General features: G+C 71.3%; 15 protein-coding genes. 6 read left to right on the top strand and 9 right to left on the bottom strand.

Translation table 11 applies throughout. The features are described 5' to 3' along the window. Positions 1 to 15 precede the first annotated feature (15 nt). Positions 16 to 519 carry a DUF2505 domain-containing protein gene (locus AC5L35_RS21580; RefSeq protein ID WP_495061471.1) on the top strand — a complete coding sequence of 168 codons (504 nt, stop codon included), beginning with the start codon at positions 16 to 18 and terminating at the stop codon, positions 517 to 519. Here AC5L35_RS21580 and AC5L35_RS21575 read toward each other — a convergent pair. Beyond that, positions 488 to 1,729 (bottom strand): MFS transporter, encoded by a 1,242-nt coding sequence (locus tag AC5L35_RS21575; RefSeq protein ID WP_495061470.1) that lies wholly within the window; start codon positions 1,727 to 1,729, stop codon positions 488 to 490. The two genes, AC5L35_RS21580 and AC5L35_RS21575, sit on opposite strands and share 32 nt — an antisense overlap. 36 nt (positions 1,730 to 1,765) lie before the next feature. Between AC5L35_RS21575 and purU the strand changes: the two genes are divergently transcribed. After that, positions 1,766 to 2,689 carry a formyltetrahydrofolate deformylase gene (gene purU / locus AC5L35_RS21570; protein WP_495061469.1) on the top strand — a complete coding sequence of 308 codons (924 nt, stop codon included), beginning with the start codon at positions 1,766 to 1,768 and terminating at the stop codon, positions 2,687 to 2,689. 137 nt (positions 2,690 to 2,826) lie between these two features. Here the strand turns inward: purU and lon are convergent, their stop codons facing one another. The 5 genes from lon to AC5L35_RS21545 all read right to left on the bottom strand — a co-directional run bounded on the left by lon (position 2,827) and on the right by AC5L35_RS21545 (position 7,489). Continuing rightward, positions 2,827 to 5,169: an endopeptidase La gene (gene lon, locus AC5L35_RS21565; protein WP_495061468.1), complete on the bottom strand. Its 2,343-nt coding sequence runs from the start codon at positions 5,167 to 5,169 to the stop codon at positions 2,827 to 2,829. An 89-nt stretch (positions 5,170 to 5,258) separates the two neighbouring features. Continuing rightward, positions 5,259 to 5,810 (bottom strand): YbaK/EbsC family protein, encoded by a 552-nt coding sequence (locus AC5L35_RS21560; RefSeq protein ID WP_495061467.1) that lies wholly within the window; start codon positions 5,808 to 5,810, stop codon positions 5,259 to 5,261. Further along, on the bottom strand, positions 5,807 to 6,109 hold the full coding sequence (locus AC5L35_RS21555; RefSeq protein WP_211174818.1) for a DUF2516 family protein: 303 nt from the start codon (positions 6,107 to 6,109) through the stop codon (positions 5,807 to 5,809). Before AC5L35_RS21555 ends, AC5L35_RS21560 begins: the two co-directional genes overlap by 4 nt. A gap of 111 nt (positions 6,110 to 6,220) precedes the next feature. Beyond that, a complete protein-coding gene (locus AC5L35_RS21550; RefSeq protein WP_495061466.1) occupies positions 6,221 to 6,994 on the bottom strand; it encodes a hypothetical protein in 774 nt (257 codons plus the stop codon). Between the two features lie 18 nt (positions 6,995 to 7,012). Then, the gene (locus AC5L35_RS21545) at positions 7,013 to 7,489 is read right to left on the bottom strand and encodes a helix-turn-helix domain-containing protein (protein ID WP_495061465.1); all 477 of its coding nucleotides are present in this window, start codon (positions 7,487 to 7,489) and stop codon (positions 7,013 to 7,015) included. Positions 7,490 to 7,620: 131 nt separating this feature from the next. On the opposite strand from AC5L35_RS21545, the gene crcB (AC5L35_RS21540) reads away from it, so the two are divergent. Together crcB (AC5L35_RS21540) and crcB (AC5L35_RS21535) are read left to right on the top strand one after the other, a co-directional pair. Next, positions 7,621 to 8,031: a fluoride efflux transporter CrcB gene (crcB, locus tag AC5L35_RS21540; RefSeq protein WP_495061464.1), complete on the top strand. Its 411-nt coding sequence runs from the start codon at positions 7,621 to 7,623 to the stop codon at positions 8,029 to 8,031. Then, a complete protein-coding gene (gene crcB, locus AC5L35_RS21535; RefSeq protein ID WP_495061463.1) occupies positions 8,028 to 8,387 on the top strand; it encodes a fluoride efflux transporter CrcB in 360 nt (119 codons plus the stop codon). The genes crcB (AC5L35_RS21540) and crcB (AC5L35_RS21535) overlap by 4 nt, the downstream gene beginning before the upstream one ends. An 18-nt stretch (positions 8,388 to 8,405) precedes the next feature. On the opposite strand, the gene AC5L35_RS21530 is transcribed toward crcB (AC5L35_RS21535), so the two are convergent. Continuing rightward, complete coding sequence (locus AC5L35_RS21530; RefSeq protein WP_495061612.1) at positions 8,406 to 9,620, bottom strand: DUF445 domain-containing protein; 1,215 nt, start codon at positions 9,618 to 9,620, stop codon at positions 8,406 to 8,408. Between the two features lie 411 nt (positions 9,621 to 10,031). After that, positions 10,032 to 10,550 (bottom strand): hypothetical protein, encoded by a 519-nt coding sequence (locus AC5L35_RS21525; RefSeq protein WP_495061462.1) that lies wholly within the window; start codon positions 10,548 to 10,550, stop codon positions 10,032 to 10,034. A 278-nt stretch (positions 10,551 to 10,828) separates the two neighbouring features. Between AC5L35_RS21525 and AC5L35_RS21520 the strand changes: the two genes are divergently transcribed. Further along, positions 10,829 to 11,737 carry an NAD-dependent epimerase/dehydratase family protein gene (locus tag AC5L35_RS21520; RefSeq protein WP_495061611.1) on the top strand — a complete coding sequence of 303 codons (909 nt, stop codon included), beginning with the start codon at positions 10,829 to 10,831 and terminating at the stop codon, positions 11,735 to 11,737. 76 nt (positions 11,738 to 11,813) lie between these two features. Here the strand turns inward: AC5L35_RS21520 and AC5L35_RS21515 are convergent, their stop codons facing one another. Further along, a complete protein-coding gene (locus tag AC5L35_RS21515) occupies positions 11,814 to 12,017 on the bottom strand; it encodes a cold-shock protein (RefSeq protein WP_142059975.1) in 204 nt (67 codons plus the stop codon). A gap of 340 nt (positions 12,018 to 12,357) precedes the next feature. Between AC5L35_RS21515 and AC5L35_RS21510 the strand changes: the two genes are divergently transcribed. After that, positions 12,358 to 13,293, top strand: a complete 936-nt coding sequence (locus AC5L35_RS21510; RefSeq protein ID WP_495061461.1) for an acyl-CoA desaturase — start codon at positions 12,358 to 12,360, stop codon at positions 13,291 to 13,293. Positions 13,294 to 13,298 lie beyond the last annotated feature (5 nt).

Below are 13,298 nucleotides of genomic sequence, written 5' to 3'. Positions count from 1 at the left end.
CGGTAGCCTGCCCCCATGTCCCGGCAGTTCGACTACCGGTCCACGTGGCCGTATCCCGCCGACGAGGTGCACGCCGCGATGGTGGACCCCGACTACCTGCGTGCGCGGCTGGCGCGGATCGGGGGGCCGGGCGCTGCACTCCTGGAACACCACGTCGACCCCGACGGCGTGCACTACCGGCTGCGTCACGGGCTCGACCCGAAGGACATGCCGGCCATGATCCGCACCGTGCTGCCCGGCGACATCACCATCGAGCGCGACGAGAGCTGGAAGCAGCAGGGTCCCGGCAGCTACGCCGCCACGGTGGCGGTGACGATCCACGGCACGCCGGCGTCGGCGTCGGGCGGGATGCGCCTGCACGACACCGCCAGCAGCAGCGAACTGCTCATGCGCATCGACGTCACCGTCAAGGTGCCGCTGATCGGCAGCACGGTCGAGGGCATCGTGGTCAACCGGGTCGGCGAGCTGTTCGACATGGAAGCGGAGTTCACGCGGGAGTGGCTCGCGCAGCGACACTGACCGCCCGGCGCCGCAGTGCGGTGTCCACGAACCAGAACACCAGACCGATCGCGGGGAGCACCGCGCCGAGCACCGACACGCCGGCCCACCCGTGGCTCGCATAGAACGTGGCCGACAGGCCGCTGCCCAGCGCGCCCCCCAGGAAGTAGATCGTCATGTACGCGGAGTTGATGCGGCTACGGGAGTCGGGACGCAGCGCGTAGACGATCGTCTGGTTGCTCACGTGCACGCCCTGCACACCGAGGTCGAACAGGAGCAGCCCGATCGCGAGCGCCACCAGCGATCCGACCCCCGGGCCGGCACCTTGGGCGATCGCCACCCAGGACAGCACCGAGACGGCGAGGAACCCGCCGACGGCGTAGTGCGCCCAGCCCCGGTCGGCGAGCCGGCCCGCGAACCGGGCAGCCGCCGCTCCGGCCACCCCGAACAGGGCGAACAGCCCGATGATGCCCTGGTCGAAGCGGTGCGGCGGGGCCGCGAGCATGAAGCCGATGCTCGTCCACAGTGCGCCGAACGCGGCGTAGCTGGACGCGCTGTAGACCACCCGCCAGCGCAGCACCGGCTCCTCGCGCACGAGCCTGACCACGGAGAGCAGCAGCGCGCCGTAGCGCATCCTCGTGGTGGGAGGCAGCACCGGGAGCGCGCGCCACAGCAGCACCACGGCCACCGCGGTGAGCACGGCGCCGAGGATGAAGACGGCACGCCAGCCGAGCACCTGCGACACCAGGCCGGCCACGACACGGGAGATCAGCACTCCGATCAGGAGCCCGCTCATCACCGTGCTGACCATCTTGCCCTGCTGGCCCTCGGGCGCGAGGTGCGCGGCGAAGGGCACGAGGATCTGCGCGGCCACCGTGGTGATCCCGACCAGCGTGGCCGCGGCCCCGAGCACGGCCAGCGTCGGGGCCACGGCGACCACCACCATGCCGGCCACGGTCACCGACAGCATCGTGACCACGAGCTTGCGTCGCTCCAGCAGGTCGCCCAGCGGCACGAGGGTGGCGAGCCCGAGTGCGTAGCCGAGCTGGATGAGCGTGAGGATCAGGCCGATCTGCGACGTGGACGCGTGGAACGCCTCGGCGAGGGCGTCCTCGAGCGGTTGGGCGTAGTAGTTGTTCGCGATGATCACGCCGGTGGCGAAGGTCATCGCCGCCACTGCGCGACGACGAGTGCGGACCGTGTCGTCGGTCTCGGTCGCTCCTGAAGTCACAGCTCCAGCATGCGCCGGCGACCACACGCCGGAGACATGCGGTCGACCACAGTGCACCATGCGGCAGTGGATGCGATCCCCGAGCAGCGTTATGTGATCAGCCTGAGCTGTCCCGACACCACCGGGATCGTGGCCAGGATCGCCGGTTTCCTCGCCGACGCAGGCGGCTGGATCGTGGAGGCGGGCTACCACTCCGACCCGGACAGCGGCTGGTTCTTCACGCGGCAGGTCGTGCGGGCCGACTCACTGCCGTTCGGCGCCGACGAGCTGCGCGCCCGGTTCGCCGAGGTGGCCGCTGAGCTCGGTGGGGAGACCACCTGGACGGTCACCGACACGGGGATCCCCAAGCGGGCCGTGCTCCTGGTGACCCGGGAGCCGCACTGCCTGCACGACCTGCTCGGCCGCGTCGCCGCCCGGGAGCTCCCCGTGCAGCTCGACGCCGTGATCGGCAACCACGGGGAGCTCGGCGACATCGTGCGCGCGCACGGCGTGCCGTTCCACCACGTCGAGTTCCCGCCACCGGGCAACGGCCGCTACGCCCGCGACAAGGAGAAGGCCTTCGACGAGCTCCGCGGCCTGGTCGAGCAGCACGACCCCGACGCGATCGTGCTCGCCCGCTTCATGCAGATCCTTCCGCCCGAGCTGTGCCGGGCGTGGCTCGGGCGGGCCGTGAACATCCACCACAGCTTCCTGCCGTCGTTCGTCGGCGCCCGTCCGTACCACCAGGCCTACGCGCGCGGGGTGAAGCTGATCGGCGCCACCTGCCACTACGTCACACCCGACCTGGACGCCGGCCCCATCATCGAGCAGGACGTGATCAGGGTGGACCACAGCGACACCGCGGCCGACATGGTCCGCCGCGGCCGCGACATCGAACGCCTCGTCCTGGCCCGTGGCCTGCGCTGGCACCTGGAGGACCGGGTGCTGGTGCACGCGAACAAGACGGTGGTCTTCCGCTGACCTCCTGCAGCTGGGCACTCCGGAGCCATCCTGCTCCGGCGCGGGGCTGAGGACAGCACTACGGCTCCGAACATCCCAGGGCAGGAACGCGAAACGGGTGGTCGCGGTGCGCGACCACCCGTTTCGGGGACTACGGATCAGGCAGCGACGGCCACCGGGGCGGGCTCCAGGGCCAGCTCCAGGACGTCGGACACGTCGGACACCGGGTGCACCCGCAGCTCACCGCGCACCGACTCCGGCAGATCGTCGAGGTCGGGCTCGTTGCGCTTCGGGATGATCACGTCGGTCAGCCCGGCCCGGTGGGCGGCCAGCAGCTTCTGCTTGACCCCACCGATCGGCAGGACCTTGCCCTGCAGCGTGACCTCGCCGGTCATCCCGACCGACGACTTCACCGGCCGCCCGCTCGCGAGCGACGCCAGCGCCGTGGTCATCGTGATCCCCGCGCTCGGGCCGTCCTTCGGGACCGCGCCCGCCGGCACGTGGATGTGCAGCTTGCGCGAGGCCAGATCGCCTGCCAGCCCGCGGGACCGCAGGTAGCTCAGTGCGATCGACACCGACTCCTTCATGACGTCACCGAGCTGGCCGGTCACGGTCAGCCCCGGCTCGCCCTCCATCGAGGTGGCCTCGATGAACAGCACGTCCCCACCGGCGCCGGTGACGGCGAGACCGGTCGCGACGCCCGGCACGGAGGTCCGCTCCGCCGACTCCGGCGTGAACTTCGGCCTGCCGAGGTAGCCGACCAGCGCGTCCGCGTCGATGTGCACCGGGCGCTCGACGTCCGATGAGTCGACCTGCACGGCGACCTTCCGCAGGACCTTCGCCAGGCCCCGCTCGAGCTGCCGCACACCTGCCTCACGCGTGTACTCCGCGGCGATCATGCCGAGTGCGACCTCGGAGAACTCCACGTCGGACGGCTCCAGGCCCGCCTTCTCGACCTGCCGCGGCAGCAGGTGGTCGCGCGCGATGGCGACCTTCTCCGCCTCGGTGTAGCCGTCGAGCGTCACGACCTCCATGCGGTCCAGCAGCGGGCCGGGGATGGTGTCGTAGGCGTTGGCGGTGGCGAGGAACAGCACGTCGGACAGGTCGAGGTCGACCTCGAGGTAGTGGTCGCGGAACGTGTGGTTCTGCGCCGGGTCGAGCACCTCGAGCAGCGCCGCGGTCGGGTCGCCGCGGAAGTCGCTGCCGACCTTGTCGATCTCGTCGAGCAGCACGACGGGGTTCATCGCGCCTGCCTCCCGGATGGCCCGGACGATCCGGCCGGGCAGCGCGCCGACGTAGGTGCGCCGGTGGCCCCGGATCTCGGCCTCGTCGCGGACGCCACCGAGGGCGACCCGCACGAACTTGCGGCCGAGCGCTCGTGCGACCGACTCACCCAGCGACGTCTTGCCGACACCGGGCGGACCGACCAGCGACAGGACCGCACCGGACCCACGGCCCCCGACCTTGTCGAGACCGCGGCGGTTGCGACGAGCCCGGATGGCCAGGAACTCGATCAGCCGCTCCTTGACGTCGTCGAGGCCCGCGTGGTCGGAGTCGAGGATCGCCCGTGCGGCCACCAGGTCGTCGGTGTCCTCGGTGGTCGTGGTCCACGGGATGTCGAGGACGGTGTCCAGCCAGGTGCGGATCCAGCCCGACTCCGGGCTCTGGTCCGATGCCCGCTCCAGCTTGCCGACCTCGGTCAGCGCGGCCTTGCGCACGTGCTCGGGCAGGTCGGCGTTCTCCACCCGGGTGCGGTAGTCGTCGGCCCCTTCGGGCTCGTCCTCACCCAGCTCCTTGCGGATCGCGGCCAGCTGCTGGCGCAGCAGGAACTCGCGCTGGGTCTTCTCCATGCCCTCACGGACGTCGTTGGAGATCTTCTCGGAGATCTCCTGCTCGGCGACGTGCTCGCGGGTCCATTCGATCAGCAGCTCGAGCCGCTTGACCGTGTCGGTCTCGGCGAGCAGCTGGGCCTTGTGGTCCAGGTCGAGGTAGGACGCCCAGCCGGCGGTGTCGGCGAGCTGTCCGGGGTCGGTGATCTGCTGCACCGAGTCGATGACCTGCCACGCGCCGCGCTGCTGCAGGATCCCGACGACCAGTGCCTTGTACTCCTTGGCGAGCTCGGTCGCCTTGCCCGTGACGGGCGACTCGGGGATCGGAGTCGCCTCCACCCACAGTGCGGCACCGGGACCGGTGACACCGGACCCGATCTGCGCGCGACCCTCGCCGCGCACCACGGCCGCCCGCTCCCCGCTGGGGAGCCTGCCGACCTGCTCGAGGACGGCGATCGTGCCCACGGCGGCGTACTTGCCGTCGAGGCGTGGGACGACCAGCACCTTGCGATCACCAGGCGCAGCGCCAGCGGAGCCGGCATCGATACCGCTGTTCGCTGCATCGACCGCTGCCTGGATCTCCGGCTCGTCGAGCCGGACGGGAACCACCATGCCGGGCAGCACCACCGAGTCGGCGAGCGGAAGCACCGGCAGCTTCAGCGTCTCTGTCATGCCCCGGTCAACGCTTACACCGTTGTCGGAATTCCAGCGTTCAAGTAAGTCCGCCATGAGCGAACGCAGGAAGGTTGAGCAAGAGCGACTCAACGCCCGAGGCCGTCGACCACCTCTGCGCCAGGGAGCCGTGCCGCCAGCGCGCCGGGCAGCGCGAGCTTCGAGTGCCGCACCCCGCTCCCGATCACCACGGCAGGAGCCGCCGCCACCGCTGCGTCGACGAGCACCGGCCAGTCGTCCGGCAGGCCGACGGGCGTGATGCCGCCGTACTCCATGCCCGTGATGGCGACGGCGTCGTCCATCGGGGCGAACGAGGCCTTGCGCGCGTTCAGGCGCTTGCGGACGAGGCCGTTGACGTCGGCCCGGGTGGTGGCCAGCACCAGGCACGCCGCGTAGCTGACGGTCTCGCCGCGGCGGCCTGCCACCACGACACAGTTGGCGGATCCGTCGAGCGGGGAGCCGTATGCCTCACAGAACGCGGCCGTGTCGGCCAGGCCGGGATCGATCTCCGCCACGCCGACCAGCGCGGCGTCGGCCGGATCGAGCAGCTTGAGCGCGTGGGCGACGGGCTCGCCCAGCAGGTCGGGACGGTCGAGAGCGGGGACTGCGTGCAGCGAGCCCAGTACGGACCAGGCACTCACCAGCGCTGACCGCCACCCTGCACGCCGACCACGGCGGGTTTGACGTCGACGATGTACACGAGCACGGCAACGAGCGCCGCCAGCCAGAACAGCGTGCCGCTGCTCCGCGGGCCGCCCTGGAAGACGACGAGAACGAGCACGCTGGCGCCCGTGATGCCGAGCCACGCAGGCTTGGTGAGCTTGTCGGCCGCCGTGAAGGCGTCGGCGCGCTGCATCAGGGCGTGGATGAAGGCGTAGGCACCCACCGGGATGGCCAGCAGCCACAGCGCCCACAGAACCCAGTCATCGAGGTCATACAGCAGGCTCACACCGGGCAGCCTACCCCGGACCCCGACGACGAAGCGCCCCCGAGGAGTAACCGAACCTCGGGGGCGCTCGTCAGGATGGAGGAGGGCTGCTCCTCCGTGCGGTCAGCCCTTGGGACCGGTGCCGTTGGTCGAGCCGGTGCGGCGCGCGGCGGGCTTGCGTGCTGCGGGCTTCGGCGTCTCCACCGGAGCCGTGCGGTTGGCCGTCTTCCGCGTGGCGCTGCGGGTGTCGTGGGCGACCTCGGTGCCGGCGTCGGTGATCACGTCGGCCGCCCCGGCGCCGGCCTGGGCCACCGCCTTGGACGCGTCGCCGGTGACGTCGGTGACGGTCTCGGCGGCCCGCCCGCTGATGCGCTGGCTGGCGCGCGCCACCCGCTCACCGGTGGACCGGGTCTGCGTGGTGACCGTGGCCAGCGCCTTCGTCGCGGCGTCACGGGCGTCGTCCACCAGGTCGTCGACGCGCGCGTCGAGCTTCTCGGTGTAGGACCCGAACGTCGCGAGAGCCTGCTCCACCTGCGGCTGCTTGCGGATGCGGCCCCAGGTCTTCTCACCGCGCTCCGCGAAGCCCGCGTAGGCCTGCTCGGCCTGTACGCGTAGCTCGGCGACCGTCTTGCGCAGCTCCTCGGAGTTGAGGCGCTGCGGAAGCTCGGCCACGCGGTTCTGGACGTCCCCGGCCTGCTCGGTGGCGCGGGTACGGGCCACGGCGGCACGGGCACGGGCCACCTCGGCGGCCTTGGACACCGCGGTGACGGCGAGCTCGCCTGCACCCAGGACGGCCAGCAACGGGGTACGTGCGGCCTCGGCCCGCTCGGCGGCGGACTTGGCGGCCTGCTCGCGTGCCTTGCGCACGTCCGCGGCGGTCGGTAGTGACACGGGCATGATGATCACTCCTCGTGGTCAGGATCGTTCGGTTGTGGGGCGGGGAGCGACGGGCTCGTCGTTCTGCCGCCGGAATGACTGGTAGACGTCCAGGAGCACCTGCTTCTGGCGCTCCGTCAGGGTCGGATCGGCGAGCACGGCGTCGGTGACGTCGCTCGCCGGCTTCTCGTCGAGAATTCCGGCCTTCACGTACAGGGCCTCTGCGGAGATCCGCAGCCCCTTCGCGATCTGCTGCAGGATCTCGGCCGACGGCTTGCGCAGCCCTCGCTCGATCTGGCTGAGGTAGGGGTTGCTGACGCCGGCGGTGCGGGCGAGCTGACGCAGCGACACCTGCGCGCCCTCCCGCTGGCTGCGGATGTAGCTGCCGATGTCGTCGACGGCCTGACCGACGGCCAGACCTGCCTGCTCGACGACCTGGCCGACCTGCTCGACCGCGTGGCCGACGCGCTCCCCGGGCCCTTCGGGCTTGGGGGACGGGTCCCTCGGCGCTGACATTCACTCACCTCTGTTCCGTCGAACCGACCATACGCCGGAGCGCTAGCTGTTGCAAGCACCGTGCTTGCGCTGGCAGCGAGCTTGCCCACAGCCACGAGCGGCGACAACTCGTCTCGGGGGAGGATCCTGCTGTGGAACAGACGCCTGTGCTCGCCGGCCAGGGCCCCGTCCTCGCGGCGGTGTCAGCAGGCGGCCTGCTCGGGGCGTTGGCCCGCTGGGCCGTCGGGCTGGCCTGGCCAACGCGGCTCGGAGACGTCCCGTGGGCCACGCTGGCGATCAACATCGTGGGATGCCTGTTGATCGGCCTGCTGATCGCTGCGGTTGCCCGCCGCCCCCGGCACCACCTGCTGCGCCCGTTCCTGGGCACCGGCGTGCTCGGCGGGTTCACCACGTTCTCCGGCTACGCGGTGGACGCGGTCCGGCTGGTGCAGCACGGGAGTGCCGGCTCCGTGGCCGTCTACGTCGGCGGCACGCTGCTCGGCGCCCTCGCCGCCACCTGGATCGGTCTCCATGGGCCGCGCCTGTCTGCGAGCAACCGGTGACCGCCCTGCTGGTGGTGCTCGGCGCCGCGGTGGGGGCTCCCTCGCGCTACCTGACCGACCGGGTTCTGCGCCTGCGCTACGGCGCCGCCCTGCCGTGGGGCACGTTCATCGTGAACGTGGTGGGCTCGGCGCTGCTCGGACTGGTGGTCGGCGCCGCCGCCTCCCCCGCCGTCACGGCGCTGGTCGGCACCGGCTTCTGCGGCGCGCTCACCACCTACTCCACCTTCGGCGCCGAGACGGTGGAGCTGGCCGAACGGGGTCGCGGACGCTACGCCGCCCTCAACGCCATCGGCTCAGTACTGGCCGGCCTGGCCGCGGCCTGGGTGGGCCTGGCGGTCGGTACGGCGGTCGGGTGATGGCGCGGACGACCGCGATCACGACCCGAAGGCCAGCTGGCCGACCGTGTAGATCACGAGCCCGGCGAGGGCGCCCACCACGGTGCCATTGATGCGGATGAACTGCAGGTCCCGGCCCACCTGTAGCTCGATCTTGCGCGACGTCTCCTGCGCGTCCCAGCGCTCGACGGTGTCGGTGATCAGCGTGGTGATCTCCGCGCGGTAGTGCCGGACGACGTAGCCGGCCGCCTGGGCGAGCCAGCCGTCGACCTTGCCGCGGAGATCAGGGTCCGTGCTCAGCCGGGTGCCGAGTGCGATGAGCCCGGAGCGCACCCGGGCGCGCAGCGCGCTCGACGGGTCGGCCGCGGCGTCGAGGATCATGGTCTTCACGGTGCCCCACGCCTGGCCGATGAACTTCTGCACATCCGGATGCCCGATGATCTGGTGCTTGATCCGCTCGGCGCGCTCGATGGTGTCCGGGTCGCTCTGCAGGTCGGAGGCGAACTCCACGAGGAACGTGTCGACGGCCTGGCGCAACGGATGCTCGGGATCGGTCTTCACGGCCCAGGCGAAGTTCTGTACCTCGAGGAAGACGCGGTCGGCGATGAGCTCGTCGACGAACCGCGGCGACCACGAGGGAGCCCTCTCGTGCACGATCCGCAGCACCATGTCGTGGTTGGCGGTGACCCAGTCGTAGGCCCGGTCGCACACCAGGTCGACGAGGCGGCGGTGCGATCCGTCGGCCAGCACCCCCTGCAAGACCGTGCCGAGTGGCGGCCCGATCGGACGCTCCATCAGTTTCGGGACGAGGATCTGCTCGATCACCTCCTGCACGTCCTCGTCACGCAGGACGGTGACCACCCCGCGGGCCGCGGTGGCGAGCTCGGCCGTGATGCGGTCCGCGTTGGCCTCCTGGCCGACCCACGCCCCCACCCGCGACGCCACCTGGACGCGCGCGATCTTGTCGCGCACCACGTCCTCGGACAGGAAGTTCTCCCCGACGAAGTCGCCGAGGCTGTCGCCGATCATGTCCTTCTTCGTCGGGATGATCGCGGTGTGCGGGATCGGCAGTCCGAGCGGACGCCGGAAGAGCGCCGTGACGGCGAACCAGTCGGCCAGCGCGCCGACCATCCCGGCCTCTGCCGTCGCCCGGACGTACCCGATCCAGGCCGGACCGTCGTTGACCTCCCACCAGCGCGAGAGCAGGAAGACGACCGTGGCGACCAGCAGCAGGCCGGTGGCGAAGAGCTTCATCCGTTGCAGGTCGCGCGCCCTGGTCGCCGCGTCGATCCGGCCGAAGCCGAGACCGACCTCGACGACCGGTCGCCGGCCCCCGGGGCGCTGTGCGCCCGGAGCCGACGCATCCGACCGGGGGGTCTCCGAGATCTGCACGCACCCATAGTGCCCGCACACCCGTGGACGTGTTGTCCGGAACGGTTGCGGGGCTTCCCGCCCCGGGAGAACCCCGGCGGCGACGTGGGTCTGGCCGGGGTCGATGGTGTTCCACCGACCCCGGCCACGTTCGTGGTGTGGCTGCGCGGCGAGGGACCTCCCACAGCGGGAGATGCACCCTCGGGCGCCACACCACCGGCGTCCCGGTCCCCCCGGCGCGGCGCGACGAGCCGCGTCAGCGGGGGTGAACCGGGGGCCGGTTTCGCGGTCCGGTCAGAACCGCATCCCGACCGCCACCGCACCGGCGGGCCGCTGGGCGCCCGGGTGTGGTTCACGGTCGGCCCACCATCGAACGACGTCGACGGCGGCGTGCACGATCAAGCCTGCACCCGGCACCCGGTAACCGGTGAGTGCCGGCGCGACGCGCCAGTGGACCCACCCGTCGGGCACCTGGGACGGCGGCGCCAGCACCGCTGCACCCGCTGTGTGCAGGACGACGCCCTCGATGTCACGAAGCTCGGCGGGGAGCACAGCGCCCGGCGTGACCGGGAACCACCACGACCCGGTGGGGGTGGCCGCCACCGGCACCACCGACCCCGCGTCGCGCAGCTGGGCGCACACCTGCCGGCCCCAGATCGCCGGTACTTCGAGAACGTCGAGCGCAGTGCCCGTGACCAGCAGGAGCGAGGTGGGCGACTGCTCCACCACCGGCCACCCGTGGTCGATGAACTCCCGCGCCGCCGCGCGCAGCTCCGCGCCGTACACCGCGCGGTAGCTGTCCCAGCCCGGCATCTACAACCTCCGATGTGTCTGTGGAGCCAGCCCGTATGGCGTGTCTCTGTGACTCTCAACACTGAGCATGACGCCTCGGTCACGCATTGGAGAGCCCATAGCGATGACCGAGCCGACCGCCGAGACGAGCGGGCACTCTTTCGTGGACGGCCTGATCCACGCTCGGTGAACGACGGGTGACCGGTTGGCGTCGGGAGATTGGCGGCGGCTGCGCATGGCGCGCCGCCACGGCCTACCGGTGGCCGTCGACCAGCGGCTGCGACGATGACCGGGTGCTGATGGTCACCGGTTCCACCGGATACCTGGGGAGCGCCCTGCTCGAGTTGGCCGTGCGTGACGGCCACGAGGTCCGCGTCCTCGTGCGGGACGCGGCGAAGGCGGCGGACCTCCTGCCCGCTGGGGTCGACGTCGTGGTGGGCGACCTGGCCGATGCCGACTCGGTGCAGCGGGCCGTCCGCGGCTGCGACGGGGTGCTGCACGTCGCGGGCTCCGTGGAGAGCTCAGCGGAGCGGACCCGCGTCGCGAACGTCGAGGGCACCCGGTCGGTGCTCGCCGCCGCGGTGGCCGCCGGGGTGTCGCGCTTCGTCTACACCAGCAGCAGCGCCGCGGTGATCGACGCATCGGGGCTGGTGTCGGAGACGCCGTCGGGAGCACCCGCGCTGAACGATCCCTACTCGGCGAGCAAGGCCGCGGCCGAGGAGTTGGTGCTCGCCGCGGCGGCCGACGGCCTGGGGGCCGTGATCGTCAACCCGGTGAGCATCTACGGGCCGAGCCCGCTCGGCCCGTACTCCTACAACAGCCTGTTCCTCGCGGCCGCGCGCGGCGAGGTGCCTGCCGTGGTGGATGCCGCCGTGGGATGGGTGCTCGCCGAGGACGCGGCCGCGGGGCACCTGCTCGCGCTGGAGCGCGGAGAGCCGGGCAGGCGGTATGTGCTGTGCGGCGAGGTCGCGACGTTCGGTCGGGTGCTGCACTCCTTCGCCGACCGCGTCGGTGGCCGTCGGGTGCAGGTCCTGCCACCGGGCTCCTCGCTCGGGGAGGACGCCGACACGTTCGCCCGCCGCTCGGAGGTCTACGGGCACCTGCCGCCTGCGCGCGTGGACGACGCGGGAGCCCGGGCGCTGGGCTTCTCACCCGTCGGCGTCGACGAAGGGGTGGCCCGTACGGCCGCGTGGACAGCGGGCCGGTGACCACGCCCCCGGAAAACGCCGGTGCCGGCGCCCCTGGGGGACGCCGGCACCGAAGCTTCGATCGAGAGGGCTTCTCTCAGATGGGGCGGACCGTGTCGGCCTGCGGTCCCTTGGCGCCCTGGCTCGCCTCGAACGAGACGCGCTGGTTCTCCTCCAGCGTGCGGAAGCCGTCCGACTGAATGGCCGAGTAGTGGACGAAGACGTCCGGGCCGTTGTCGTCGGTCGCGATGAAGCCGAAGCCCTTCTCGGCGTTGAACCACTTGACGGTGCCCTGCGGCATACCTGTTCTCCATACGTGAAGCGGACCCTGCCGACACTGTGCCGACCGGGGGCTGCACGGGAACACCGACGAACGCTGAAACCTCTCGATCGCCTGTGAAGCCCACCGTCACTCTCCACGGACGCTTCACAACGATCGAGGAAGACACGACTGCAACCGCGGCAGAACCTATCACGGAGGCCCCTCACCGCGAAGAACTCGATCCGGGACATCGGTTCCACGACAGGGGAAGAAGCCGGACGTTGCCGTACCGTGATCTGCGCCCGCGAATCCGGACGGTCCGGCCACCGTTCCCCGCCGAAGCAGCGGGCTCACGATGTCGTCGAAGCGAAGGATGCTCATGCCCCCCGTGCTGCAGGAAGGCCCGCCGGCCACCGCTGCTCCACTCACCGACGGCCGCAAGTCGGACACCGAGCAGGCACTCGTCATCGCGTTCATGGTGCTGCCGCTGCTGGCACTCGCCGCCGCGGTGCCGCTGGCCTGGGGCTGGGGACTGACGTGGCTCGACGTCGGCCTCGCATCGGCCTTCTACATCCTGAGCGGCCTCGGCATCACCGTCGGGTTCCACCGCTACTTCACGCACGGCTCGTTCAAGGCCAAGCGACCGCTGCGGATCGCACTCGCGGTGGCCGGAAGTATCGCCTTCCAGGGCGGAGTGGTCGGCTGGGTCGCCGATCACAGGCGGCACCACGCGTTCTCCGACAAGGACGGCGACCCGCACTCGCCGTGGTTGTTCGGCACCGGACCTGCGGCCGTGGCGCGCGGATTCTGGCACTCGCACATGGGCTGGCTGCTGCAACGCGACCGGACCAATGCGCGCCGCTTCGCCCCCGACCTCCTCGCCGACCGTGACATCGCCGCCGTCGACCGCCTTTTCGTCCTACTGACGGTTACCAGCCTCGGTCTGCCCGCTCTCATCGGCGGGCTCGTGAGCTGGTCGTGGTGGGGTGCATTGACGGCACTGTTCTGGGCCGGCCTGGTGCGTGTCGCCGTGCTGCACCACGTCACGTGGTCGATCAACTCGATCTGCCACATGGTGGGCGATCGTCCCTTCGCCGCCCGCGACCGCTCCGCCAACGTGTGGTGGCTCGCCGTGCTGTCGTTCGGCGAGTCCTGGCACAACCTGCACCACGCCGATCCGACCTGCGCCCGGCACGGGGTGAAGCGCGGCCAGGTGGACATCTCCGCGCGCATCATCTGGGTCTTCGGGAAGCTCGGCTGGGCCCACTCCGTGCGCTGGCCGACGGCTCGCAGGCTGGAGCGGCTCACCCGCTGAGCCGC

It is taken from the genome of Pseudonocardia sp. OZ21 (assembly GCF_059359135.1).
The sequence above is the reverse complement of the archived record's forward strand: the minus strand, read 5'-3'. Positions and strand labels throughout refer to the sequence as shown.